The organism is Vibrio alfacsensis (assembly GCF_019670485.1).
Classification (GTDB): Bacteria; Pseudomonadota; Gammaproteobacteria; order Enterobacterales; family Vibrionaceae; genus Vibrio; species Vibrio alfacsensis.
The window spans coordinates 787,346-813,184 of record NZ_AP024166.1; the positions used below are offsets into that span (position 1 = coordinate 787,346).

The following is a 25,839-nucleotide window of genomic DNA, read 5'->3' on the forward strand; positions in this document are numbered from 1 at the left end:
AAGTCGCCGTACTATCCGCGCCAATAATCCAATAGTACGGACATTCCCTTGAATAAATTCGCAGTTTTATCAATGGCAATCTTGCTCACTGCCTGCAATAGTGGCTCTGATTCCAAGCAAGCTTCATCATCCAAACAGGTTCTATCCACAATGACGAATCCTGTTGTTAATTATCAAACAATGCAACAATCAGAGGCTTCTAATAAAAGTGCCAGTAACAGCGGTTTTATCTACAAAGACAAAATTACTGGCGACTATATTGATATTAGTTTTTTGTATGAGTGCCACAACTGCGATGACCCACAGATTGAACAGCCAATCACACCGTCTATAACACGCATCTTTGATATTAATGATCGCTACGCCATGATCAACATGTCTAATTCTACGGTCAAATGGAGAGACCAGATTTATACTGGCAACTATCCAATGATCTTAAATAAAATAGATGGGGAACTTTATCCTATCGTCTACGCAGACAAGCCTGTTGAATATGATTCGAATCTAAACCATCAAAGACCTTTTGTTGGTAGCGCTACGTCTCCAAAAGTGGCACCGCAAGACAGCCTATATTCAATTCAAGATCCTCTAAACAATCGCTTCAGTTTAGGCGAAGGTTTGTACCAATTTGATTTCGATGGCAGTGCATTTGTAGGTAAGCAGCTTCTGCCAAACAGCGTCAGTGTTTATGAGAGTGATCTACACGTAAATGCTGAAGGCCTTATATATGTAGGTTATGAAGATAGACGAGGTGAAGAAACTGAAACTTCAATGTATTCGGTTATCGAAGCCAACGGGAATGAAGTTAAAGTTGGCCGAGAGTACTACTCTTACTATTCTCATTGGCACCTCCAAGATGGCCGCTTGCTTGCATTTGATAATCAAGGCAGTAGTGACAAACCATACAATTATATGAATTGGAATGGCTCAAAATTTATTCAAGAGCCTTCCGAATACACTAATGGTGGTTATTTAGCTCTGACTGCTACAAATACGACAGCGCCAATTCGTAGCGGTTACGAGATGAATGATAGCTGCATCGTAAACAAGCTAAACGAAAATAATGAATGGGTTTTTGTCACTAGTGACTCCCTTGCTGATTCAGGGTATAGACCTTACAACGGCCAGGTAGTGACGGCACAAGAAACGATGTATTGTGTTGATTACCAAATCGCTTTCTCTGGTGGGAAGACTATAACCGCATTCGCTTTTAATACTGAAACGAAAGAAGCGTTTGAGTTCGATACTGGCATCCAGCTACCACCTAGTGGCGCAAACTATGGTGTGATTCCAGTATCCAATGAAGAAGTTATGTTCTACATCAACGATAATGGTAACATCACAGAGCATTACATTAACGTAAAACAGGCTAACTATTACACCAAGAAACATCACGGCCACATTACACCAGTCGGGTTCTTGACTCTTTTCTAAACCGTATCAATTAGGCCACTGCATAAGTGGCCTAATTCTTAGATTTCATAGAAGTCCCACTTCCCACACTCTCAATCATCCCCCGTTACTGGCCTCCCCCTCCAAACTCGCTTACTATGCTAAGTATCTGAAAAGCTTGGTGAGTAGCTCATGAGCAGTAAAAATAACAAAAACCTTGGTATTCTCCTTAAACTCAGCACCTTTGTTGCGCCTTATAAATGGCGAGTAACGGCCGCCTTAGTGGCTCTGGTTGCGACAGCGAGCTTAACGTTGTCGGTGGGTTATGGCGTTCGTATTCTGATTGACCAAGGGTTTGCTCAGCAATCGTTGCAAGAACTCACTAGTGCCATTCAGTTTATTGTCGGTGTGACACTGTGTATTGCCGTCGGGACTTTCTTTCGGTTTTATCTTGTTTCATCGGTTGGCGAACGTGTCAGCGCAGACATTCGTCTTGCGGTGTTTAACCATGTGATTACCCTGCATCCTAGCTACTTTGAGACCAACAGCAGCGGCGATATTATGTCTCGCCTCACCACCGACACGACCTTGCTGCAAAGCATCATTGGTTCATCGTTTTCTATGGCGATGCGCAGCGCGTTAATGTGTATTGGTGCCATCATTATGTTATTCGCCACCAATTTTAAGCTCACCTTAATCGTGCTTACCTCTGTGCCTTTTGTTTTGGTGCCTATTTTGGTTTACGGTCGACGCGTACGTGCCCTATCTCGCCAAAGCCAAGACACCATGGCCGATGTCGGCAGCTACGCAGGCGAAGCCATTGAACACATTAAAACCGTACAAAGTTTTAGCTCAGAACAACATGAAAGAGCAGCGTTTGCTATCGAGGTAGAAAAGGCCTACGAGGTCGGTAGGCAGCGAGTGAAACAACGTGCGATTCTGATTTCCGGTGTGATTGTTATTGTATTCAGCGCCATTGCAGGCATGCTTTGGGTAGGTGGCAGTGACGTCATTCAAGGTAAGATGTCGGCGGGCGATCTGGCGGCGTTTGTGTTTTACGCCATTATGGTTGCCTCTTCTACTGCGACCATTTCAGAAGTGCTGGGTGAATTACAAAGAGCAGCAGGCGCAACCGAAAGATTGATTGAAATTCTACAAGTAGAAAGCGATATCAGCGCACCAGACAATTTCTTGCCAATCAGCGAAGATATGCCTGCTGAAGTGAGATTTGACTCGGTAAACTTCAACTACCCCTCTCGCCCTGACCAACCTGCCATCAAAGGGTTAAATCTTACAGCAGAGCAAGGAAAAGTGTTGGCATTGGTTGGCCCGTCAGGTGCGGGGAAAACGACACTATTCGAATTGCTGCAACGTTTTTACGACCCGCAGCAAGGGCAAGTACTATTTGGAGGAGAAGATATTCGTCAGTTCGATCCTAACGATCTTCGTCGCCAAATGGCATTAGTGCCACAGCAACCTGCTCTATTCAGCCACGATGTATTCCACAATATCCGTTACGGCAATCCAGATGCCACCGACGAGCAAGTGATTGAAGCGGCGAAAAAAGCCCATGCCCATGAGTTTATCGAAAAACTGCCTGAGGGTTATCACAGCTTTTTAGGTGAGCGCGGTGTGAGGCTTTCCGGCGGTCAAAAACAACGAATCGCGATCGCTCGTGCGATCTTAAAAGATCCGAAAATTCTATTACTTGATGAGGCCACCAGCGCACTAGACAGTGAAAGTGAGTACCATGTTCAACAAGCACTTGAAACCTTAATGAAAGGACGCACAACTTTGATCATTGCGCATCGCTTATCCACCATTCAGCATGCGGATAAAATCGCGGTATTAGACGGTGGCGAGCTTGTCGATATCGGAAACCATCAATCTTTAATGCAAAGCTGTGAGCTGTATCAGCGACTGGTCGCGTTGCAATTTAAACACCTTGGCTAATGTGCTATGAATAACCGATCTTTCTAGATTGTTATAACCAAAAAAACAAAGTTGTTATAACCAAACAAACAAAGGCGAACCCAATGGGCTCGCCTCTATTTTTTATCACGTTTTGACCAGCAGTTAAGCGCTCAAAACTAAATCACCCATGAAAACGATGAGTCTTATGGGTTTTGTTTTGCGTTGATGTCTGCGTAAGTGTGCAGAAGTTCTGTCAACGTTTTCACCCAAGAAAATACGTCTGTTGGTGTGTTTTCTAATAGCTTTTCTACTTGCGCACAGTGGGTTTCAAGCGTGATTGCTTCTTCTAAATTGAATGAAATCGCATAGAAATGCCAAAGCACTAGACGGGTCATTCTCTCGCTGTTTTGTTTTGCGTTTTCTGAGTCATCAAACGCTTGCTGAATTTCACTCAGTGCGATTGCCGTCATACGCAGCATCGCATCAAGTCGTGCTGTCAACATACGTTCTTCGCTATCGACTTCTTCTTGTTCAAAAGTAAACAGCTCATTCATGACATCTTCTGGAACCATTTTACTGATCATACGAGCGCTAAACTCTTCCAGCTCATGGCGAGGCATGGTTACAAGGCAATCGAAAGTGTAATCACGAAGCATAAAATCACTCTACATCTGTTATAAGTTTCTGTGTGCGCATTCTAAGCATTGGGGCTTCAATTACCACTGTTTATTGTGATTCGTTTTGCGAAACTCCCACCGAACGTCTTTCATTTTTATCTCACATCGCGTATTTCTGTGTATGTGATTGAGCACAACAACTCAAAAACCGGTTTTACAACGGCACTGAATTAGTATTTGTTGATAGACAGAAGCGGTAAGTTTTAATTGACCTAGAATTCTGCTAAATACGGTATAGATAAACAAAACTCAGGTATAACGAAATGGAAAAAAATAAAATTAAAAATGTCGTTTTCGATGTAGGTAACGTTATCGTTCGATGGGCTCCACTAGAAATCATCAAACTAAGCTTTGGGGATAGCGAGTCACCTGAACAACGGGCTAAAGCAATTTTTCATTCTGAAACTTGGCTCGCGCTTAACAAAGGCTTTATCACGGAGTACGAAGCGAAATCTCAATACCAAAAAGAGCTAGGATTATCAGAGTTAGAATGCGAAAAGCTGTTTTATTATGTCAAACAATCGCAAATTTTGATTTTCGGTACCATTGAGTTGATTCAACGTATTAAAGCTGCTGGCTACAATGTTTACGCGCTAACAGACAACGTTCATGAAATCGTATCCTATTTGAAGTCAACTTATGAATTTTGGCCATTATTTGATGGTGTAACCGTATCTGCGGAAGTTGGACTATTAAAACCTCAGCCAGAAATATATCAAACCTTGTTAAACAGCTTTGATCTTTTGGCTTCAGAAACTGTGTTTATTGACGACATGCCCTACAACGTTGAGGGCGCACAATCTGTCGGAATGTCTGCCATCCAGTTCAGTGACTCAGAACAATGTGAACAAGCGCTCAAGTTGTTGGGTTTGAGCTTCTAATCAATAGCAGTGTGTCAACTTAACGCTACCTTAATCAGAGGATTTGTTTTTCTGAAAATACTGGCACACTTTCCAGATAACAACCCCTGCAACACCAACGATCAGAATAGAACGAATGAGAATTGGTGCATCGTGCTCAAGTTGACTAGCATGTGGGACAATGCTGGCAAACAATCGGCTAGTAAATAGTAGCCCCATCACCAACATAACAATTTTATTCATACGACCTACCATTCAACTTTACGCGCTGACAAAACTTACCGTTATCAATCGCGGCCTTTAATACAAGCAAATAATGCCCTGAGTGAGTGTTAAAGGATGCGCTTGATAAGCGTGAGGGTCAATACGACCAGACGCCAGAGGACCGTAAGCTAATGTTGCACATTTGGGATAAACGGGCGCTAAGCCTTACGAAGACGAAAATAACTCACACCCCAAAGTATTGATCTTTTCTTTCATCTAACCACAAGTTGTAGTTTTTCATTACTTTGGAAAACTGAGGGCTTTGGATATATCGGTTCAACCACGCTTTTAACTTAGGATAAGGGCTATTGCGAAACCACTGTTTGTCAATTCGAGCGTACTTACGCAAAAATGGCAGCAGCGCGATGTCGACTAAACTCTCTTCTGCCGAAAACAAGAACGTGTGCTCATTTAGCTTTACTTCGAGCTTGGCAAGTTCAATTTCGCACGCATTGCGAAGTTCACAAGCGTTTTTTTCATGATAGCGTTTGGCACACCCAAAGGCATTGAGTGCTGGAACAAAGTGATTCTCAAACTCTTCTATTATCGTAAGCATGGTTGGCAGCGCTTGCGGGGTATCCGCTCTCAATAGGTTGTCAGGGTCACTTATCGACAATGCCCAAATCATGATCTCGAGACTTTCTCCCAGGACGTGAGTTTCCTTTTCGTCTTGGCTGTTTTGCTGCTCCTGTGAAGTGAAAACTAAAACCGGGACACTGCCCTTTGGCGAGGCGTCTAACATCTCTTTTGGCTTGTTGTCGAGCTTGATTGAGCGGATCCGAACTTTTTGATGCCCCTTAAGCACAGCAAATCTCGCTCGGATGGCATAAGGGCAATTGTGCAGTGAATATAGAATGGGCAACAAATGGTCTTCCATCTAAACTCCATCAAACATTAACGTTCACATTAAGACTACACCAATAGTGGCGGACTTTTCTGAACGCTAACACTACTTATCTATCAAAACCCTCCTCAGTTCACACTCTTACGTTACATATATTTGTGCCATTAAATAGGGAAATATCTGCTGCCTAAGTTCACCACGTTTTATGCGATTACCTATGGTTAAAATATTCGGTAAATCAAAGACGTTATCGAATATGAGGTGGTGCTCGAATGAACAACAAAGCGAAACATCTTCTTCGTCATCTGTGCTGCCAATATGACGAGCTCTCAAAAGATTTCGAGTGTCGACCTTTTCCGGAGTTTTCGCAAACCATCACTCACCCATTAGGGTATTGCTATGTCCGTTGCCCTGTTGGTAGCCAACGCTTTTCAATTGTATCCGTTCACTTTGATCCCTCGGTACGTGGACAAGGCGTTCTGACAGCGTTTATAGATTACGTTAACGCTCATCCCCACCATTACCAAGGTGTTGAGGTAGCAATTATCGAAAATGCACACTTGGCCAAACGACTTATTTCTCGCGGTTGGCAATACAAATCATGGTTTAGCAAACGCTTCTTTTCCAAGAAACCAACATTGATAAAGCACTTTCAATCGGCTTGATATTACGCTTCTCAATCAGAATCGAAAATCATATCGATGAAGATCTGTCTGGACTCTGCACGGTTATCTCGATGCGTGGCATACTTCACGTGGGTGTCTTCCGTCACATTCGGAGAAAGTTGGATGCTCCATAATGCATCAATCCGATTTGGGATCATCGAGTAACGGACGTCGATAATGCGAAGTTTGTGGTTAGGATCTTGGGCTAGATAGTCGTTTGAGAAGTGACGAAACCGTTCGATATCTTTCGCTTGTTGGGATGTAGGGTCAAGCCACGGAAAATCTCTTCCAACCGCCAATTTTGGAATGGTATCACCTGAATAAGTTTTGATGGAGGCCCCTACTCTTACTGCATCCACATAGTAATTCTCCGGCGTTTCATAGATGACTTTCCAAACTAAGATATTACCAAACGTGGGCTTTGCCTCTAACCGAACCGGCGAGTGCTGACGAGCTTTCGCTAACTGCCAACCTACAGATTCACCCTTGTCTCTCTGGCTTGCTCCCAACACCAGGTAGATCAATGCCCACATTAATGCAACCCGAGGCAGCCAAGGGTTTCGCATCAACGTTCCTCCGATGATAAGCACCAAAATTGGCAGAGAGAATGCAGGATCAACCACTGAGACTGTATTCCATGCATAACGAACATCGTTTAATGGCCAAAACAGTTGAGTCCCATAACTGGTACACGCATCCAACAAGCCATGTGTGCTATAACCAAGCGCGCAATAAAACCAGGTTTGTTTGAAAGACAGTCCCCGTTTTTTTGCGAACAAGAGATGCAAGACCAACGCACAAATGAGGCTACCGATAGGAATGAAAAAGAGTGAATGGCTAAATTGCCGATGGAACTCTAAAAAAAGCAATGGATCCGTCGATGAGCGGATGAATACATCCAAATCTGGAGCCATGCCAGCAAGCAGGCCTAAAACGCCAGCAACCAGCACATGCTGTTTTTTCCCTACCGCTTGTGGCAGCGTTGCACCGACTAAGCCTTGCGTGATTGGATCCATAATTTACGCTCTCAGAACAATGAGTGGCACTTACCAGACGCTAAAAGTAAAAACCGGAACACTCTCTACCTCAAATCATCCGTATTTGGGTTAAGAAAGGCCATTTGGTAACTCGATTAAAAACAAGCGCCTATCTACTAGTGTAAAAGATTATGTTTCATTTCGCTTTGCAAGCCCATTTGAGTCACGAGAATCAATCTCAGATGTACTGCTTTCTTATCACTTTTATGATGAAAAGCTTTACCCACGTACAGGTTGAGCACTATCCTATTTGTAACAATCAGAACACGTGATGCCTCGCGTCTGTTCTTTTAATAAGCTCGCCTAACGTCACGCGCGCTTGAAGATTCACAAAATAAACGAATAACCAACATGAACCAATACGTTAATGATCCATCCAACTATCAGCTACTGATAAAGAATCTGCTTTTCTCACCTGTTGCTTTTAACCCTGAACAAGAAATTGTCTACGCCAATCATCGACGCCACAGCTACAAAACGTTTCATGACCGTGTGAAGCAGTTTGCGAATGCTCTGACAAAAATGGGCGTTAAGAAAGGTGACACTGTCGCGGTGATGGATTATGACTCACACCGTTATTTGGAATGTTACTTTGCGATCCCGATGATTGGCGCAAAGCTTCACATGATTAACGTGCGTCTTTCTCCTGAGCAGATCCTCTATACTATTGATCATGCAGAAGACGACATTGTATTGATCCACGAAGAGTTTTTGCCGATTCTGGACCAAATTAAAGGCCGCATTGATACGGTGACTCGTTATGTTGTGCTGCGTGACAACGAAGAATGTGAGTACGAACGTCTTCTTGAGCAGGAAGAAGCGCAGTTCAATTTTCCAGACTTTGATGAAAACACCGTTGCAACGACCTTTTACACCACGGGTACAACGGGCCTACCGAAAGGCGTTTACTTCACTCACCGTCAGTTAGTTCTTCACACGCTGGGCATCCTAAGCACTATCGGGACAAACTCAGTTCAAGGACGTTTGCACCAAGGCGATATCTACATGCCAATCACCCCGATGTTCCACGTTCATGCTTGGGGACTTCCGTATATGGCAACGATGCTTGGTGTAAAACAAGTTTACCCAGGTAAGTACATACCAGATGTTCTGCTTAATTTGATTGAGCAAGAAAAGGTAACGTTCTCTCACTGCGTACCAACTATTTTGCATTTGCTACTAAGCTCACCAAAATCTCAAAGCATCGACTTTTCCGGTTGGAAAGTGGTGATCGGCGGCGCTGCCCTGCCAAAAGCATTGTGTAAATCGGCACTTGAACGCAATATCGATGTGTTTGCTGGTTACGGTATGAGTGAAAGTGGGCCAATTCTTTCTATCGTTCAACTCTCTCCAGAACAGTTGGAGCTCGATATCGACCAACAAGCGGAATACCGCTCTAAAACAGGTAAAAAAGTCGCACTGGTTGAAGCTCACATTGTCGACGAAGAGATGCAAAAACTCGCACACGATGGCGAAACAAGCGGTGAGATTGTGGTTCGTGCGCCATGGCTAACGCCGAGCTACTACAAAGACAATAAGAACTCAAAAGCGCTTTGGCGCGGCGGTTATTTACATACTGGCGATGTAGCCACGATTGATAACGAGGGCTTTATTAAAATCACAGATCGCGTGAAAGATATGATCAAGATATCCGGCGAATGGGTCAGCTCACTAGAACTTGAAGATATTCTTCACCAACATCAAGCCGTATCAGAAGTCGCAGTGATTGGCATGCCTCATAACAAATGGGGTGAAGTTCCACTTGCATTAGTGACGCTAAAAGCCGATACGCAAGTGACCGAAAAAGAACTGGTCAGCTTCGCTAAAGAGTTTATTAACAAAGGCATTCTTGCCAGAGAAGCCCTACTACTGAAAGTAATGTTAGTTGACGAAATTGCGAAAACCAGTGTTGGTAAAGTGGATAAAAAAGAGCTTCGCAGATTGCACCTGTAAGCTGATCATCTGTTCACCTGATTGTCTTATCTTATATAGACTTACCGCAAATATGCCGCCTTATGTTTAAGGCGGCGTTTTTTAATAGCATCACTACAACTCTTTTAGCTCTTGCACTTCTGATGCCGTGAAATTGGTTTTAAAGGTGAATGCGTAAGGTGTATCACCATGTTGTTTCAAGTGATTGAGGCGTGCTAAGGCTTCCTCCGATGTTGGGGTATGATCATCTTCAATCCACCAAAGCACGTAAGTATCTTCTGCAAGACGATGGAACCACTCGCCTTTTCTTCGCATAAAGTCGCGATGGTGAGTTCGAAACATGAAGTTTTTCAGTGAATCAACAGACTCCCAAACCGACATATTAACGATCATGTTTGGGTCATCAAACAACTGAATACTGGTTGCATCGCCCGATTCATCCTGTAACCGCCAGATAAAACCCTCACTGTTTTCAGCAATGCCATTTACCAGCTCCAGATTATCAACAAACTCTTTAATTTCTGGTGCATCTAAAGGGTATTTTGCAAGGGCGATGTTTAACTGCGCCAGCTTCATTCTATGCCATCCTTGGTTTATGAATGTAAAAACCAACTATAGCAAGCGTTTGAGGTTCTCGCAGCACCATTGCCATTACTTATCGTTAAGATTAAACATGCAACGCAAAAGCCATCGATTCTATGACCAGAGCTTGAGCGAATGATATACATTTTCAGTCTAAGCTTTGTGTTCAAAATTCAATAGGGTTCGAAAATGATTTCGGGCTTTCACTACATTTTGAACCTTACTGATATTGATGCTATCAACTTCAGATCTCACCTCCACATCATCTAACCAAAATACGTCAAACAACAAACGTAAATCTTCCATCAGTATCTCTTCCGTTGTCCATTTTTTTAACGATTCATGATTCTGAATTTTAGAGACATCGACAATGATCGTTCTTTGATTTACATGTGGCGCTTCATTATTTGCAACGTATTCCGGTAAATCTAAAACAATCACGATTGAGCACTTACCCTCTCCAATATCGAGCACATCGTACGGCCTATCATTAAGGTAAATGGTTCTTTGATATCTTTCTTCGGTCAACATTACACTAATATTCATGATTTTCTCCAATATACGCCTCATGAACTCACGTTATATTGTCGTCATAAAAATGGATATGAATAAGAGATATTCATTTAATAAAAAACACAGCAATCAATTCTGCATAACTGTTACCCATATAATTATCTAAAAATAAATTTAATATAGTTTTCGTCAAAGGGATGAAGTCAAACACAAGGATAATGATTATTCAGAGAGATATACGAACATGAACAAGAAAAGCATTTTAACCGCAGCAATCCTATCTTCATTCACAGCAAGCGCTTTCGCTTTAGACGCGTCACGCTTTAGTGGTGAAATTATTTTTGCAACTGGATACATGTCGACAAATTCCAACTTAAGTACCGAGAGTGATGCGCTACTTAAAGACCGCACAAAGAAAGGCTCACATAATGATGATGTTGTCGCCATCCCACTCGGCAGTCTTGCTTATGATTTAGGTGAAGACCGTAACCACCGTGTTTACATTGGTACTTCTCGTGACGATTTAGCGGTTGGCGATCTTGCCTTTGAACTCGGCTATCAATATGACATGCGTAACGGCACACAAATTGACGTCGCTTACTTACCAACCATCTTATCTGGTGAAGTATGGCAGAACCCATACTTAGAGGGGCGCCGTAGCAAAACCGATATTGACGGCCATGCATACCGTCTAAAAGTGAGTAACATCGCGGGTTCTGGATTTTCAATCGATACAGCTTACGCAACAACAGAGGTTGACCAAGAGCGTATTCAAGCCTCTGAGCTTCTACGTGATAGCGATATGTATTATGTAAAAGGCAGTTATTTGACTCACTTTGCACCGAACATGGGATTAAGCACTAGCATCGGTTACTTACACAATGATGCTGATGGTAAAGCAGAAACTTATGACCAATACGAAGTTGAGATGACTTACTTCTTAACGCATCAGGCTCATACCTTGGCAGTGACGGGCAGCTATGCGTATCGTGATTACGATGGTTATAACACCCTTTATGGAAAAACGCGTTCAGATAATCGACACAAATTATTTGTTGCGTATGAATATGCGAACATCGCTGGTTTTGATAACTGGAACCTTGTCTCCTTTGCTGGTGTGAACTATAACGATTCCAATATTAACTTCTATAAAAACGAAGAATATTTAGCAACCGTAGGTGTGAGTTACAAATTTTAATTAGTCGTGTTCAAATAAATATATTCCGCAATTTAAAATTCATTCACTTTTTAAAGCCTCTTTTGTATTCCCCCGATGCAAAGAGGCTTTTTTGATTCGTCGATTTAGAAACTTAATGTTCCGGCTGAACAATTGAGTTAAAAAAGTTCTGTACCGCTTGATGCAAGCACTGGTTCAATGGATAACCGCGCTTAGATTGCAAGTACCCTCCCGATACACCAATGGTTTTAATTCGTTCTGGCATCTCTGGCAATGGATAACATGCCAACCGATCATCATGTTTCAATAGATAACTGCTGCTAAAAGCCATAGCATCCGACCGCACCAATTTGTCGACCATAATAGGAACACTGTGACTGACCAAAGCGATGTTAGGCTCCACGCCTCTTGCCAGAATTTGCTCATCATACATATCGTGCTTAGCGAGCGACGAATCCGTCGCATATTTTACTCGTGGAATGTGTTTCACTTCATCCCAATCGGAAGTTCTGCTCAGAATAGGATGATCTTTTCTCGCGACAAGATTAACAACAATATCAGACAGGTGGTGAGTGTAGACATCTTGAGGTAGTGGGAAAAGAGTATAATGAATAATGTAGTCAATCTCTCGGTCTAACAATTCTTGTAACGAGTTATGCTGCCAATAGGTTATTTTGAACTTCGCTTTGGGCAGGGCCTCAGACAATACGTTAAACAGGCCTTTACCAAATACATCAAGCAATGTCAGTTCAACCGCAATGACTATCGTGCCAGTGTACTCTTGGGAGTCGAATTCTTGGTATGCCTCAAGAACTTGATTGAAGGGGGTTAACATATGCTCTGCCGCTTCTGCGAGTTTTTCAGCCAACTCTGACGGCTCTACCCCATGCGCTTTGCGAATAAACAATTGATCGCCAAATGTTTCTCGAAGCTTGGCCATACCTCGACTCACACTGGTTTGAGAAATGCCCAATTTTTCTGCAGCTAGTGACGTATTGCGTGTTTCAACAACAATTTTCAATAACCGTAGCAAGTTTAAATCCAAGCTCTCGAGATTTTTTTCCATAAATGACTTTACCCATTTTCCATAACATCTTCTTTTATAAACATAACATAAAAAACAATGCTGAACTGTATGGGAAACATACAAACTCAAATAGAACATACAAGAAAGCCGCCGATTGGCGGCTACAAATTTATATATCAATGACCGTAGTGGTAAATTAGAAATGCCATTGCAGGTATAGAGAATTGTAATCACTCCCTCCCTTGATGCGGCCAAAAGCCGAGCTGCTGGTAAAAATTCCGGATCGGTGGTGCAAGCTGTAGCCTAACCACAAGTTATTTAATGAATTTCTGCTCAGCAAGTCACCCATGTTTACATCAACACTAAAGTCGAGATAGTTCATCAACTTACTTGGTTCATAGCCTTTTTCAGTTAAATTTTTGCTTTCAATATGACTGATCTTGGTGCTGTAAGAAATGCCCTCTGCAAAACCTAGTCGCGTTCTCACCGCCCAATCGAATGTGTAATACGCTTTAATTGCAAGAACGTATTCATCAAAGGCATTCTGTGTATCTGAATTGTGATGGTAGACATAACCCGGCGTTAGATAAAAATCCAACGGTAAACCAAACACACTTCCCGCCAACGGATGACCATAAAATAGCGATGTCATCGTGTTCCTATCTGGATCCGTTTCATTATCTAGCATAATGATGTCGGTAGGGCCGGACTGCGTAGCTAACCCGCTCGCCAACCTTAGATACGCACCATCAGGCAGACTAGGCTGTGAAGAAGATGCACGGCCAAACATCGCTAACCCTAGATACCCCTCCCACTGAGTATGAGAATCGATCGTTTGACTAGAGTATGTGTCATGGTCAAAAAACGTAGCACCGAAATGACCAACAGCATAGAGGTTTTGATACAGTTGAACTCGACCTTTAACACCGATTTGGCTATCAAACCCGGAGCCGATGTCTTCGATTTGCAGCCCATAGTACGTATCATTAAATCGAGAAGATTTGGCTCGTAAAGACGCATACAGTGAACCATCCCAGCTGTTGCCTTCTAATTTGTAATCCCCAGTCAGGGTGGAGTACCAACGCCCATCATTATCGCTGAGTGCCGCTAAACTAATATCAATGTCTGGAGAGTAGTGCCATGTGGCCTTTCCACCAAAGTCAATCTGTGAAGCTTGAATAGCGTTTTGAGCGTAACGTGGAATATCAAATAAACGAAGCTGCGCAGCAAGATCGAAACTGAATTGATCACTTTGAAAGAGATGATACCCCCCTGCTACACCATCAAGATAGAAATTCTCACCGCTATAGAAAAGCAAAGGCATGACATCATTAACGGTATGACCATCGGTTTTATAAGGCATGTTAGTACTTCTCACACCAATACCAACACCCCAATTCGCCTCTCGCTCAGTACCGTAATAATCAAACTCACTCGCTACAGATAACGGCATAATAAACAGTAAAGGTAATATTAACTTTTGCTTCATCTTTCATTCTTTTCAATTGTGCAATCACAGCGGTTAAGCGATCAGAATTAGCGTTATCACAAGCTAAAATGACCAGTTATTTACCACGATTGATAATCCTCTACCCTCCTGACATGTCCGCCGATGTCACTGACATGGCTTATTGTGTCCTTTCGCATTCTATTGTATTCATCACTCCAACTTATCAACATGTATTACAGATATTCAATTCTGAAAATTCATCCCAATATTCATTGTTCTATTTCTCGAAATGTACGTACTCGCTATTTATATAACCAATCCACCTTTAGTAAGAATACAATACCCAGTCGCCTAAAGATGCTTGGGTATATAAGGTGTTTTTAAAAAGAAGCAAATACGAAAAAAGCCCATCAATGATGAGCTTCATTTTCGTTTATTTAGGCTTAACAAGCGCGGTGGTTAAATAATTATGCCGCTTGCGTACTTCCAACCGCTTTAGGTTTCACTCTAAAAAACAGCGCATAGTTAAGTGGAATGACGACCAAGGTCAATACCGTAGCAAAGAGCAAACCAAACATAATTGTCACCGCCATACTCTTAAAGAATGGGTCAATTAGCAGTGGCGCTACACCTAAAATCGTCGTTGTTGCTCCCAAAATCACAGGGCGAGCTCGACTCATCGCGGCATCAATGATGGCATCATAAGGCATTTTCCCGTTGTGAACTTCTTTCTCCGCCTGATCTACCAGAACAATGGCATTTTTGACCATCATGCCGATTAAGCTCAGAAACCCTAAGGTTGCCATAAACTCAAATGGTGTCTGGAAAACCACCAAACCAATTGCAACACCAAGAACAGCAAGAGGTACGGTACACCAAATCACGAGCGCTTGGCGGATACCATTAAACATGAACACAACCGCCAACACCATTGCAGCAAAGCCATAAGGTGCAGATATCATTAAGCCCTCATCCGCCTCTTTGGCATCTTTATATTCTCCGTGCCATTCTAGTTGGTAACCGACAGGCAAAGGCATACTTTCGATTTTTTCTTTCACCGCCTCTAATGCTTCCGATGTTAATATTCCAGAACGCGGATCAGCTTGTGCCATAATCGTAGGCACTCGGTCAATACGGCGAAGCATCGAGTCTTGCCACTCCAAATCAACACGGTCAACGAACTGAGCTATTTGTAAGTATTGTCCTGCAGTCGAACTAAAAACTTGCGTATTTTCAATCGTTCTTTGATGTGTACGCTCGTTTTCTGGGGCTCTAACAACAATAGGAACCAGATCATTGCCCTCACGGTACATTCCTACTCGTTGTCCTACTAGGGATTGTTCTAGCGCCTGATTAAGCTCTTGTGTTGTTAAACCAAATTGCTGTGCTCTCTCAGATGCGTAAATCGGTTTTACTACCGGAACTTGCTGTCTCCAGTCATCTTGAATAGCCACCAACTCCGGCGTTTCTATCATCAATTGTTTCGCTTGCTCAGCCAACTGTCTTAATACCGCACTGTCTGGGCCGCTAAACGCGACTTCAATTTTTTTCCCCCCTCCAGGGCCCAACATAAACTTCCAAACATTAATAGATGCTTGCTCATATTGAGCACTGAGTTCTTCTTGTAACTCTGCAACCAAAGGTTCAATCTGATTAAAATCATCTACATCCACCAACATTTGTGCATAGCTGGTATTTTGCGCTTGTGGGGAGTACGTTAGCATAAAGCGCAGCCCACCTGAGCCAATAAAGCTGACCGTGTCTTTCACGCCCTGCTTTGCTTTTACGTCTTGTTCGATTTCGAGCATTACTTGTTCGGTAGTACGAATGTCCGTTCCTTGCGGCAAAAACACATCAATCGCAAACTGTTCTCTTTGAGATTCTGGCATAAATCCAGGAGGAACATAACTGAACATTTTCACGCCAGCAATAAAGACGACGACCACTATCACCAGACCTTTCTTTTGGTTATTCAATACCCACTCTAGCGTCGATTTATACCCTAGGCTCAGTTTGCTTGGTGCTTCATCTTTCTTGTGTTGGCTTACTTTTAGAAAATCGTGGCAAAGTAACGGTGTTACGGTAATGGCAAGCACCCAACTTAGAAACATTGAATACAAAATTACCCAAAATAACGAGCCCGCATATTCCCCCATATTTGATGGTGACAAACCAATCGCACTGAAAGCGCAGATACCAACAATCGTGCCACCAAGCAAAGGCCACTTGGTTTCGTTGACAATATCATTAACTACGGTTTGCTTATCAGCATTTGGATTTTTTTGAAGCCTTGTAATAACGCCATCTGTCACGACTATTGCGTTATCCACTAACATGCCCAGAGCAATGATGAGTGCGCCGAGTGAAATCCGCTGCATGGCTATATCATCAATGAGCATGACAATCAGAGTACCAGCCACTGTCAGTGCAAGTACGAAACCAATGACAATACCCGATCTTACGCCCATGAAAAGAAGTAGAACCACAAAAACAATCACAATTGCGGCGATTAGATTATTAATGAAGTCAGAAACGGAATCACGAACGGAATCTGATTGAATCGAGATTTCGTGCAATTCAATCCCATGTGGACGTTGCCCTTCCAGTTCAGCAATACGCGCTTTCACTGCATCGCCCATTTCAACAACGTTACCACCAGCCACATTTGAAATACCCAAACCGACCGCTCGCATGCCGTTGTAACGCATCAATGTCGATGCTGGCTCTTCGTAACCTCGAGTGACATTGGCGATGTCTTGCAGACGCATTACGGTGTTATTGTCGCCAAGGCCAATTTGAAGTGATTTTAACTGTTCAAAAGAGCTGATGTTTGCACTTGGTGTTACAGAAACTCGCATACCATCAGTATCTAATGCCCCCGCAACGGTCACAACATTTTGCTTTTCAAGTACTTGATAAACGTGTTGTGCTGACATTCCAAATTGAGCTAAACGCTCATTTGAAATTTCAACAAAAATGGTTTCTTGTTTCTCTGCAAATGTTGCTGTCTTCGCAACGCCAGGTACAAGGACAAGCTCTCTTCTCAAGGTGTCTACATAGTCTTGCAGTTGCTTGTCAGTATAACCATCACCTGTTACCGCATAAAATTGGGCATAAACGTCGGCAAAATCATCGTTAACAATAGAAGAAGAGGCTCCCGGGGGTAACGAGCGTTGAGCATCGCTTATCTTTCTTCTTAATTTATCCCACACCTGTTGCAACTCAGCTTCTGTCTTAGAAAACTCACGCTTAATCTCAACGGTAACTTCTGAAATGCCTTGCTTAGAAACAGAGGTAATTTCGAGCACTTCTTGTAATGATTGAGCCGCTCCCTCAATGACATCAGTCACTTCATCCGCGACTTCTTGAGCGGTTGCTCCCGGATAAGGGGTTACTATCACTGATTGGCGAATGACAAACTCTGGATCTTCAAATCGTCCCAGTTTTAGATAACTAATGTATCCGCCAATAAGCATTAGTGCGACCATCACCCAAACACTGGTTCTCTTTGCAATGGTGTACTTCGCAATATTCATATTAGTAACCCTCTGCTAGTTCAGGGCGTACTTCGAGACCCTCTTTCAAACTTTGCGTCCCAGAAACCACCACTTTCTCCCCTAGTTTTAAGTTCGATGTTATTTGAACACGCTCACCGTTGAGACTGCCTGTCGCGACGATACGTTTGTGGAGCTTATTTTGCTGATCGACCACCCAAACGTATTGATTGCCCATGTTGTCAGGGTTCACAGCTGACAGGGGGATCTGTATGGATTTTGATCCACTTTGCACACCGTTAGAGTAAACATGCACATTCATGCCCGGCAATAAACGGCTCCCCTCTGTCGTGTGAATAGCAAAGGTCACTGCGTAAGTACCAGTCACAGCATCAGGCTCAGTTTCGTATTTTTTAAGTGTCAGTGTAAATGTTTCATACGGTGCAACGGTTGACTGAGCGAGCACCTCACTCTCTTCACTATCGCGCGTCATCAAACTGTCTGGAACGTGAATAACCGCTTCCAATTGGTTCAGATCATGCATAGATAAAACGACTTCGTTACTCTGAACCAATACATGATTGTCAATAAAAGTACGGCTCACCACCCCAGAAAAAGGGGCCTTTAAATGGGTATCTTCTAAACGTCGAATGGCTTCTTCATATCGATTCTGCGCAAGATTGAAGCGTAAAGTCAGTTCTTCAAATTGGCTTTTAGAAATTGACTGGCGATTTTCAAACAGTGTCTTGCCGCGTTGATATTCTGATCTCGCATTGTCTCGCTCCACTTTTGCAGCGGTAAGTGCAAGCTCTGCATCCACTGAATCTAATCGAGCGATCAATTGATCCTGTTCAACAACATCGCCCTCTTTCACCAACATCTCTACAATACGGCCACTGGTTCGAAAAGAAAGATCAACACGGTTTGACGAATAAACCGTACCATTGAATGACAAATCAGCCACTCCGTTATCGGAAGTAACTTCAACCAACACAGGACGAATAACGGGCTCAGAAACCATCTTTACATCTTCAGATTTACACCCTGCTAACAAGACTGATGCTGACATTGCTAGCGCCATTGCCATTGGGCGTAATTTCTGCAAGTTTAAAGTGTTCGAGTTTTTCACAACCATCTCCAAATTAACTGAATCATCGATATATTGCGTGTTGTTCCACGCTATCCATCCCTATTGATTTTCCTTCTACTAATTAGTCTACCGAACTCAAAATTTATCTCGACGGGTAAGAGTTATTCATTTTTGCACTATCAGAATTCTGCACCTTCAATTCATTACATAAATGGTTGTCGACACCGTCTTTTAATAAGTCATCATCAAGTATAGGTGGTATTGAGGCATGTTCGGAAACGTATTTTAGATAGCTGGGTGTTGAATGATCATCGAGTAAATCACTGCTGCTACTGTAATAATTCAATGATGCTAAAGTGGAGACAAGGTTCTTTATGTATTTCATGTGCCACTCCTTTTCGTTAATAAATCTAAGGTCAGGTCTACAATAAATGAATAACTTACGGTATGACTATGGGTTAGAGATATTCATATTTGGCGCATCCGACTCGTTATCCATCAAATTTGAATAACTCCTATTCGTATAAATTCACCCATACTTACGACAAACTATCTCCAGCATAACAACTGGAGAACAACATGAAAGGTTATTTCCCTGCCCTCATAATATTTATCACCTACTTAATGTTCTTTATCGCACTCATACGCCAGTTAGCATAATTCTCTTATTCCATTCACTTCCGACTCGGTAAATAAATCATGCAAGCAATACAAATTGACAGTTTTATATCTTTCACGCTTGCTATCGTATTGTTGTTCATTGGTAAGTTCGCAACGATGCGATACAAGGTTTTACAAAAATACAGTATTCCAGAGCCTGTTATTGGTGGCTTTATTTGTGCTGCGGTTGTTGCCGTTGCCTATTCACTGTTTGATGTCACTATAGAATTCGACCTCGCGATTCGAGATACATTGTTACTCTATTTCTTCGCTGGTATCGGCTTAAGTGCGAGCTTCAAAACACTTATTTCTGGTGGCAAACCGCTGCTTATTCTCACCCTACTGGCTATTATCTATATCGTACTGCAAAACGTGATTGGTATTAGCGTCGCATCACTCTTTGGTTTAGAGCCTTTATTAGGATTAATGGCTGGTTCCATCTCATTAATTGGGGGCGTCGGCACCACCATGGCTTGGTCACCAACCTTTGCTGAAATGGGTCTAGATAGTGCTGCTGAAGTCGGCCTTGCCGCAAATACGCTAGGGCTAATTTCTGCATGTTTGGTTGGGGGCCCAATTGCAAACTACTTAATAAAACGACATAAACTGACACCTAACGACGATCACAACTTAGATATTGGTGTGTGCCACACCGAAACCACGAAGCTCGACCACTTTGGATACTTGTACGCGTGGTTAATGCTCAACCTGAGTTTAATATTTGGCTATTTCATCAATATTGGATTTGAAGCCGTTGGTTTACAGCTACCAATGTTCGTCGCATGTTTAGTTGCGGGTATCATCATTGGGAATGGTAAGTCACTCCTATTACGTAAAGAAAAAAGTAAAAATGCCCAGCAGGGTCATGCGCTTATCTCAGACATATGTTTAGGTATGTTCTTAACCATGGCGTTGATGGGACTGCAGTTATGGCAACTCCAGAGTACGATTGTATTTTTGGCGACAGTGATGTTTTTCCAGGTCATGCTCTCCATCGTATTTACGATTTGGGTGGTATTCCGTTTTATGGGGAAAGACTACGAAGCAGCAGTGATAGGCTCAGGCTTTGGTGGCATTACTCTCGGCTCAACCGCGACAGCTATCGTCAATATGACCGCCGTGACGCAGCAATATGGTGCCGCACATAAAGCCTTTATCATTGTGCCTCTCGTTTGTGGTTTCTTTATTGATATCGCCAACGCGCTGATCATCAATGCGTTTATTTCTCTTGGAATCTAATGGTTAGGGGCGGTTGCAAACACAATCATCGAAGAAAAACCAAAAGACGGCGAGTTATGGCCGTCTTTTGGACGTTAAATGGCATCATTGCTTACGTTGGTTTTTATCGGCTTCTAACTTCTCACGTTCAATAACGTCAGCGACTTCTTGCGTCTCTGCGTCTACCCATTTCATGAATACTTGGTATCCCGCTGCCAAGAACGCAGCACCAATAAACATACCCAAAATACCGCCCGACATCATACCGCCAATAGCACCGATAAGAACAATTGGCATCGGCACTTCCAATCCTCGGCCTAAGATCATTGGTTTTAAAAAGTTGTCCACTAAACTCGCAACAATCAATAATATGGAAAAAATCGCATTGTGCACTGTACCACCATCACCAGACCATAATAAGCCAACTGCAACTAGCGCAATGATAGTGACGGGTAATTGAACAATCGCGAATACCAATGCTACAACGGTAAATAACGCAGCGGCTGGCACACCAGACAAGGCAACAACAGCACCAAATATCATCGCGGTTAAAAATGCGATACCAATAATGCCCACTGCGACTTGTCTGATGGTAGCGGTGGTCAGCTCGTGTAGCTCAGGGCCCTTGGCTTCATCCGAGAAGCTGATAAAGATTTTGCGAATGGATTTGGCCGCTGGTTCTGCCCACGCCAACATGATACCGGCGATAATTATTGCTCCAATCAGCAAGAATACATTCTTTGCAGCGCCACTTGCCGCATCCACAAACCAGCTCAACGCGCCTTTCATCTGTGGTTGACGTTTTTCAATAAACTGCGGCAAATCATTCGATGCTTCAAACCATACCGCATGCAGTTTCTCTCCTACGACGGGCCACTCTTTAACGCCCTGAGTTGGAGACTTGATAACCAATGTCCCCTCTTTATACGCATCGAATGCACCAAGTGTTTTAGAAGCTAAAGAGTTACCGACCATTGCGGTTGGTGTACCTAATATTAATACCCCTACAAGCGCAATCACGGTTGCTGAACGCGCCGATGTCCATCCCAATTTAGCTTGAATAAATTCACTAAGAGGATAAAGCGCAATGGCTAGCACCAAGGCCCAAAGTAAGATTGGAAGAAATGGTAAAAACGCCCAACAACAGACAATCACAATAAACGTAATAACCGAGAATCGGATCAGAGAAGCCGTAAACGCTTTTGACAGTATTTTCTCTAAATGTTCATTTGAATTATTCAACTGCTTATCCTTTTGGTTTATATCCAACACAGTATTAGACGATGTACCACGACACGCGGTAACTAAACATAACCTTTATCAAATCACGATATTAAAAATAGTACATATCGGCATATATTCAATAAGTTACTTAACTTTTCTATCACTTTATTTGAATACTTGGTCGCGTGCTGACAAACTTCACAATGATGCTTGCAATCACACCCATTTTGTACCTATGTTCCATTCTAGCTCACGAACCTAGTTTTAAATTTCACGTGATTTTGCTTACCCTCTCAACAAAAAGCCAACCGAATCCACAGTATGTACATATAACAACGCGATATAGTAACCCTTTAATTTTTATGGATTATCATATGCACCTGTCCGCTCGTTCATTACTGCTGGCTTGTTCTTTGTCTGTGTGTTTTGCCTCTCCATCATTCGCTGAGCAAGAGGCTCGCTTTCCTATCACTGAGGATTGGCTAACTCATGCTTCAAGCGGATTGGCACCCTACTGGATGCAAACACAAGCCCTTGGTGTACCTATTGGGAACTTTCCGACTTTTCGATGTGATGATGGCAGTTTGCTTGACGTAAATAATGTTTGTCCTGAACTTAATCACAGTTGGATTACGCCACACTTCGACCGTGAATATACACGCATGAAGTCTCGCCAAACCTACGCCTATGGTGTGCTGTTTCATTTAACCGGCGATACCAAAGCATTAGCACTGGCTAAGCAAGGCGCGTATTACCTTATCGAACACCTGCGTGATACTGAACACGGGGGATTTGTCTCATTCACAAAACAGGGCAATCCCGGACTTAAATGGACACAACGTACATCACAGGACCAAGCTTACGCACTAGTAGGCTTGGCGATGTACTACTACCTCACTCGCGATCCAGTTGTTGAAAATGCGCTGATTGAACAACAGCGCTTTATTTTTGAACATTACAAAATTGATGACAAAGTAGGACTTGCATGGGTGCTTCAGGATGGTGATGAACAAAGTGCCAAGCAACACGAACTCGTCGCCCAGTTAGACCAAATCAACGGGTACTTATTGTTAGTCGCCCCTTTATTACCGGAACCACACAAAGCGCAATGGTTAGCGGATTTAAATTGGTTAACAAAGGTATTAGTTGAGCATTATCATTCGGAGTCGGAGCAACGATTCTACGGCGCCATTCACCATAAAGCGGTGATGCAGCCCGATGCGAAGCATAATGATTTCGGACACACGATCAAAGCTTATTGGATGACCTACCTGACAGCCAAATTACTTAACAATCAAGACTGGCAGTCGTTTGCAGAACAAGGCATGAAGATCACCTTGAAACGTGCGAAATATGAAGTCCCATTTGCACAAGTAAGCCCATTTTTCAGTTCAACATTACAGACTCAATGGCAAGGGGCACGATCCCAGGATGGCAGAGCAGACCAAATAAGAATAGAAGCTCCTCTTGGGAATGGGCAGAGCTAGACCAAGCGGCGATGACTTTAGCGATGAATACTGGTGTAGCTGGGAACATATTGCCCTATACGACTCGTACTTTTATGGATGTTTGGGTCGACCATCAATATGGCGGAGTTGGGCTTAACCCGAAAACAACCAAAGCATTTCACTGGGGAAATGGTTACCACCAATTTGAGCATGCTCTGGTCGGAACGATTGCATCTGGCTCACTCAATAAAACACCGGTCACTCTGTATTACGCGATCAAGGACGCTAACCAACCAACGCTGACTCCGTATTACTTCCAAGGGCAGATCAATGACGTAAATAAAACTGAAACAGGAGTGATTGAATCTGTCACCTATAGCCACATCACGCCTTAATGCTTTCACTCTAAGCCATTTTTCACTCTATACCCAAGTAACCTTAAGATGCTTGGGTAGATGATTCACAACATGGTTCACAAGACAATGGCCAACATATTGTAACGTTGGCCGCTTTCATTTTTATTTCACCATTTGACGATTCCAAGCGTCACTTTTACCCCACCAACAAGGGTTGACCCACCGTAATCTTTCGCGAGCCGCAGTAAGGTGTCATGAAAACCTAAATTTGGAAATGCCGCCTCTACTTGCTTAATCATTTCCTTACTTAGCCCCTTACGTACTTTTCCTTTAGATGCATCAATCCAGTCGGCTTTTCGACAAGCTTCAATCACTTTTTGGTGAGGTCCTTTATAAGGCGTAATTTTATGATGCCAATGTATCGCTCCACGAAGTGCGTCTTGATCAAGCCCCCATTGGAAATGGTCGTTATCAGCAAGCGCGGTTGCTTCTGATGGTTCAAGGTACGCCAGTTGATGGTCAGTCCATAGTCCAATGTCATGATAGACAAACGCGGTCTCGACAAGCTGTTCAAATTGCTCATCGTTATCAAGAAAATGCATCGCATAGGTAATGGCGCGATAAACATGATTACGATAACCAGGGAAATCATCCCCTATCTGCTCTTTATATTTGGCAAACAGAAATTCAACGCGAGGGCGTTCAAGTTTGATATCTATCGTATTCATCTTTGATTCGTGTTCCTTTCACCTATCCAGACAATGATTACGGAGCGCATTGTTAACGACACCAAAGCTATCGAATCATGCTGTTTGATGACTGCTGACTTCTAAATCGATCATAATCTTCAACTAATAATTGATGCTGATAACGTCGGTAAGAGAGTGCCTCATTCGATACAACAATCTGGCTTTCTTTTTCTATTAACTGCCCACGAAGCGTTTCAATTTGTTGATGCTGCTGGCTGTAGCTCTGATACATGGCTATCAAACCGCACACAGCAGCAAAGAGCAACACAGATAGTACGCCATTAATGGTATGACTTTTCACTCGCATAACCTCTCCTTGTCATTGGGTGGCTTTCATTTCTATCAAAGCCAACGATGATTGGGACGTTTACCGACTAAGAGTGCAGCACTCTAAAACGTCTTTAAAGTCGCTTGAGGTTGATTAACTTGTAAACCTAATTATAGGTTAATAAACAAAAAAAAGAGAAAGTGTCATGCGTTATCGGATTTCAATACATAAGTTAAACTGTACTAAAGAATGCAAGCAACCAACGATTTAGCATTGGCTACTTGCGTATTCTCAAAGGTTAAATGATTCTCTCGCCGAGACCAATTTGAACCAACGAGCGATATTTGGGTAGTTCTCTAGCACATCCAATTTCAGGCCGTTAATAGCAAAAGCGACAAAGATGTGCCCAGTGATATCAACAATGGTAAAGCGGTCTACTGCAATATAGTCACTCTCACCTAAACGCTTATCCAAAGTAGGCAAAAACATCTCGACACGCGCCTTGGATTCTTCACCCCACGCAGAGACGCAATTTTCACGATCTTGATAAATGGCAGTGATATTTCTTAGTGCTTGAAATGCCGTATACAGCCCTTGAAACTCTACGATGCGATGCCACATTTCTACTTGAGCTATTTCCAGTGCTCCGTTACCAAACAGAGCAAGGTCATTTTCAAACACATCATCTAAATATCGACAAATGGCGACACTTTCACACAGTGTGGTTCCATCCTCGAGTTCCAATACCGGTACTTTTCCGTTCACACTTTTTGCTTTAAACGCTTCCAATAGATTGTCGCCCTCTCGCACATTTAACGAAATTCGATCGACATCGCCACCTATTTCCTTAAGAAAAATGCCAACTCGCTTACAACTTGGCGTTATTGCTGTTTCATAGAGCTTCATTACACATCCTTTTGTCTTTTTCTAACTGAATGGTTAGGTTATACTGTAGTAAGTTTATAAACGATCAGTCAAGAACTTCACTGCTAAATTTT

The 25,839-nt window shown here is 42.8% G+C and carries 21 protein-coding genes and 1 pseudogene; 8 read left to right on the forward strand and 14 right to left on the reverse strand.

What is annotated here, in order from left to right:
* Window positions 1-48 precede the first annotated feature (48 nt).
* The gene (locus tag VA249_RS17990) at window positions 49-1,434 is read left to right on the forward strand and encodes a hypothetical protein (RefSeq protein ID WP_221070015.1); all 1,386 of its coding nucleotides are present in this window, start codon (window positions 49-51) and stop codon (window positions 1,432-1,434) included.
* Window positions 1,435-1,584: 150 nt separating this feature from the next.
* Window positions 1,585-3,345, forward strand: a complete 1,761-nt coding sequence (locus VA249_RS17995; protein WP_221070017.1) for an ABC transporter ATP-binding protein/permease — start codon at window positions 1,585-1,587, stop codon at window positions 3,343-3,345.
* 164 nt (window positions 3,346-3,509) lie between these two features.
* Here the strand turns inward: VA249_RS17995 and VA249_RS18000 are convergent, their stop codons facing one another.
* Window positions 3,510-3,962: an exoribonuclease R gene (locus tag VA249_RS18000; protein WP_221070019.1), complete on the reverse strand. Its 453-nt coding sequence runs from the start codon at window positions 3,960-3,962 to the stop codon at window positions 3,510-3,512.
* 284 nt (window positions 3,963-4,246) lie between these two features.
* On the opposite strand from VA249_RS18000, the gene VA249_RS18005 reads away from it, so the two are divergent.
* On the forward strand, window positions 4,247-4,864 hold the full coding sequence (locus tag VA249_RS18005) for an HAD family hydrolase (protein WP_221070021.1): 618 nt from the start codon (window positions 4,247-4,249) through the stop codon (window positions 4,862-4,864).
* Window positions 4,865-4,894: 30 nt separating this feature from the next.
* Here VA249_RS18005 and VA249_RS18010 read toward each other — a convergent pair whose 3' ends face one another.
* Both VA249_RS18010 and VA249_RS18015 read right to left on the reverse strand, forming a co-directional pair.
* On the reverse strand, window positions 4,895-5,086 hold the full coding sequence (locus tag VA249_RS18010) for a hypothetical protein (protein WP_128812978.1): 192 nt from the start codon (window positions 5,084-5,086) through the stop codon (window positions 4,895-4,897).
* Window positions 5,087-5,291: 205 nt separating this feature from the next.
* Window positions 5,292-5,984 (reverse strand): glutathione S-transferase, encoded by a 693-nt coding sequence (locus VA249_RS18015; RefSeq protein ID WP_221070022.1) that lies wholly within the window; start codon window positions 5,982-5,984, stop codon window positions 5,292-5,294.
* 239 nt (window positions 5,985-6,223) lie between these two features.
* Between VA249_RS18015 and VA249_RS18020 the strand changes: the two genes are divergently transcribed.
* Window positions 6,224-6,616, forward strand: a complete 393-nt coding sequence (locus tag VA249_RS18020) for a hypothetical protein (protein WP_221070024.1) — start codon at window positions 6,224-6,226, stop codon at window positions 6,614-6,616.
* An 11-nt stretch (window positions 6,617-6,627) separates the two neighbouring features.
* Here VA249_RS18020 and VA249_RS18025 read toward each other — a convergent pair whose 3' ends face one another.
* Window positions 6,628-7,632, reverse strand: coding sequence for a metal-dependent hydrolase (locus VA249_RS18025; RefSeq protein WP_221070026.1), 1,005 nt, complete (start codon window positions 7,630-7,632; stop codon window positions 6,628-6,630).
* A 372-nt stretch (window positions 7,633-8,004) separates the two neighbouring features.
* On the opposite strand from VA249_RS18025, the gene VA249_RS18030 reads away from it, so the two are divergent.
* On the forward strand, window positions 8,005-9,606 hold the full coding sequence (locus VA249_RS18030; RefSeq protein WP_221070028.1) for a long-chain fatty acid--CoA ligase: 1,602 nt from the start codon (window positions 8,005-8,007) through the stop codon (window positions 9,604-9,606).
* Window positions 9,607-9,699: 93 nt separating this feature from the next.
* Here the strand turns inward: VA249_RS18030 and VA249_RS18035 are convergent, their stop codons facing one another.
* Entirely contained in the window at window positions 9,700-10,161 is a 462-nt protein-coding gene (locus VA249_RS18035; RefSeq protein WP_221070030.1) for a DUF3291 domain-containing protein, read from the reverse strand.
* A gap of 159 nt (window positions 10,162-10,320) precedes the next feature.
* Window positions 10,321-10,713 (reverse strand): hypothetical protein, encoded by a 393-nt coding sequence (locus tag VA249_RS18040; protein WP_221070031.1) that lies wholly within the window; start codon window positions 10,711-10,713, stop codon window positions 10,321-10,323.
* A gap of 211 nt (window positions 10,714-10,924) precedes the next feature.
* Between VA249_RS18040 and VA249_RS18045 the strand changes: the two genes are divergently transcribed.
* On the forward strand, window positions 10,925-11,878 hold the full coding sequence (locus tag VA249_RS18045; RefSeq protein ID WP_221070032.1) for a DUF2860 family protein: 954 nt from the start codon (window positions 10,925-10,927) through the stop codon (window positions 11,876-11,878).
* 112 nt (window positions 11,879-11,990) lie between these two features.
* On the opposite strand, the gene VA249_RS18050 is transcribed toward VA249_RS18045, so the two are convergent.
* The 4 genes from VA249_RS18050 to VA249_RS18065 all read right to left on the reverse strand — a co-directional run bounded on the left by VA249_RS18050 (window position 11,991) and on the right by VA249_RS18065 (window position 18,957).
* Window positions 11,991-12,923 (reverse strand): LysR family transcriptional regulator, encoded by a 933-nt coding sequence (locus VA249_RS18050; RefSeq protein ID WP_221070034.1) that lies wholly within the window; start codon window positions 12,921-12,923, stop codon window positions 11,991-11,993.
* Between the two features lie 157 nt (window positions 12,924-13,080).
* Entirely contained in the window at window positions 13,081-14,373 is a 1,293-nt protein-coding gene (locus VA249_RS18055) for a MipA/OmpV family protein (RefSeq protein ID WP_221070036.1), read from the reverse strand.
* Window positions 14,374-14,801: 428 nt separating this feature from the next.
* The gene (locus tag VA249_RS18060) at window positions 14,802-17,870 is read right to left on the reverse strand and encodes an efflux RND transporter permease subunit (protein ID WP_221070038.1); all 3,069 of its coding nucleotides are present in this window, start codon (window positions 17,868-17,870) and stop codon (window positions 14,802-14,804) included.
* Between the two features lies 1 nt (window position 17,871).
* On the reverse strand, window positions 17,872-18,957 hold the full coding sequence (locus VA249_RS18065) for an efflux RND transporter periplasmic adaptor subunit (RefSeq protein ID WP_221070040.1): 1,086 nt from the start codon (window positions 18,955-18,957) through the stop codon (window positions 17,872-17,874).
* Window positions 18,958-19,617: 660 nt separating this feature from the next.
* Between VA249_RS18065 and gltS the strand changes: the two genes are divergently transcribed.
* Window positions 19,618-20,817 carry a sodium/glutamate symporter gene (gltS, locus tag VA249_RS18070; RefSeq protein WP_221070042.1) on the forward strand — a complete coding sequence of 400 codons (1,200 nt, stop codon included), beginning with the start codon at window positions 19,618-19,620 and terminating at the stop codon, window positions 20,815-20,817.
* Window positions 20,818-20,901: 84 nt separating this feature from the next.
* On the opposite strand, the gene VA249_RS18075 is transcribed toward gltS, so the two are convergent.
* Complete coding sequence (locus tag VA249_RS18075) at window positions 20,902-22,038, reverse strand: AI-2E family transporter (RefSeq protein ID WP_221070044.1); 1,137 nt, start codon at window positions 22,036-22,038, stop codon at window positions 20,902-20,904.
* Between the two features lie 356 nt (window positions 22,039-22,394).
* On the opposite strand from VA249_RS18075, the pseudogene VA249_RS18080 reads away from it, so the two are divergent.
* Window positions 22,395-23,863 (forward strand): annotated as a pseudogene (locus VA249_RS18080) (AGE family epimerase/isomerase).
* A gap of 128 nt (window positions 23,864-23,991) precedes the next feature.
* Here VA249_RS18080 and VA249_RS18085 read toward each other — a convergent pair.
* The 3 genes from VA249_RS18085 to VA249_RS18095 form a co-directional block, all read right to left on the reverse strand.
* A complete protein-coding gene (locus VA249_RS18085) occupies window positions 23,992-24,552 on the reverse strand; it encodes a phosphohydrolase (RefSeq protein WP_211917103.1) in 561 nt (186 codons plus the stop codon).
* A gap of 67 nt (window positions 24,553-24,619) precedes the next feature.
* Window positions 24,620-24,880, reverse strand: coding sequence for a hypothetical protein (locus VA249_RS18090; protein WP_211917101.1), 261 nt, complete (start codon window positions 24,878-24,880; stop codon window positions 24,620-24,622).
* Between the two features lie 252 nt (window positions 24,881-25,132).
* A complete protein-coding gene (locus VA249_RS18095; protein WP_221070046.1) occupies window positions 25,133-25,747 on the reverse strand; it encodes a glutathione S-transferase in 615 nt (204 codons plus the stop codon).
* Window positions 25,748-25,839 lie beyond the last annotated feature (92 nt).

What these genes read in the sequence shown, in the direction of transcription:
- VA249_RS17995 (WP_221070017.1), top strand. Translation starts at nt 1,585, where the DNA reads ATGAGCAGTAAAAATAACAAAAACCTTGGTATTCTCCTTAAACTCAGC.
- VA249_RS18000 (WP_221070019.1), bottom strand. Translation starts at nt 3,962, where the DNA reads ATGCTTCGTGATTACACTTTCGATTGCCTTGTAACCATGCCTCGCCAT.
- VA249_RS18005 (WP_221070021.1), top strand. Translation starts at nt 4,247, where the DNA reads ATGGAAAAAAATAAAATTAAAAATGTCGTTTTCGATGTAGGTAACGTT.
- VA249_RS18010 (WP_128812978.1), bottom strand. Translation starts at nt 5,086, where the DNA reads ATGAATAAAATTGTTATGTTGGTGATGGGGCTACTATTTACTAGCCGA.
- VA249_RS18015 (WP_221070022.1), bottom strand. Translation starts at nt 5,984, where the DNA reads ATGGAAGACCATTTGTTGCCCATTCTATATTCACTGCACAATTGCCCT.
- VA249_RS18020 (WP_221070024.1), top strand. Translation starts at nt 6,224, where the DNA reads ATGAACAACAAAGCGAAACATCTTCTTCGTCATCTGTGCTGCCAATAT.
- VA249_RS18025 (WP_221070026.1), bottom strand. Translation starts at nt 7,632, where the DNA reads ATGGATCCAATCACGCAAGGCTTAGTCGGTGCAACGCTGCCACAAGCG.
- VA249_RS18030 (WP_221070028.1), top strand. Translation starts at nt 8,005, where the DNA reads ATGAACCAATACGTTAATGATCCATCCAACTATCAGCTACTGATAAAG.
- VA249_RS18035 (WP_221070030.1), bottom strand. Translation starts at nt 10,161, where the DNA reads ATGAAGCTGGCGCAGTTAAACATCGCCCTTGCAAAATACCCTTTAGAT.
- VA249_RS18040 (WP_221070031.1), bottom strand. Translation starts at nt 10,713, where the DNA reads ATGAATATTAGTGTAATGTTGACCGAAGAAAGATATCAAAGAACCATT.
- VA249_RS18045 (WP_221070032.1), top strand. Translation starts at nt 10,925, where the DNA reads ATGAACAAGAAAAGCATTTTAACCGCAGCAATCCTATCTTCATTCACA.
- VA249_RS18050 (WP_221070034.1), bottom strand. Translation starts at nt 12,923, where the DNA reads ATGGAAAAAAATCTCGAGAGCTTGGATTTAAACTTGCTACGGTTATTG.
- VA249_RS18055 (WP_221070036.1), bottom strand. Translation starts at nt 14,373, where the DNA reads ATGAAGCAAAAGTTAATATTACCTTTACTGTTTATTATGCCGTTATCT.
- VA249_RS18060 (WP_221070038.1), bottom strand. Translation starts at nt 17,870, where the DNA reads ATGAATATTGCGAAGTACACCATTGCAAAGAGAACCAGTGTTTGGGTG.
- gltS (WP_221070042.1), top strand. Translation starts at nt 19,618, where the DNA reads ATGCAAGCAATACAAATTGACAGTTTTATATCTTTCACGCTTGCTATC.
- VA249_RS18085 (WP_211917103.1), bottom strand. Translation starts at nt 24,552, where the DNA reads ATGAATACGATAGATATCAAACTTGAACGCCCTCGCGTTGAATTTCTG.
- VA249_RS18090 (WP_211917101.1), bottom strand. Translation starts at nt 24,880, where the DNA reads ATGCGAGTGAAAAGTCATACCATTAATGGCGTACTATCTGTGTTGCTC.
- VA249_RS18095 (WP_221070046.1), bottom strand. Translation starts at nt 25,747, where the DNA reads ATGAAGCTCTATGAAACAGCAATAACGCCAAGTTGTAAGCGAGTTGGC.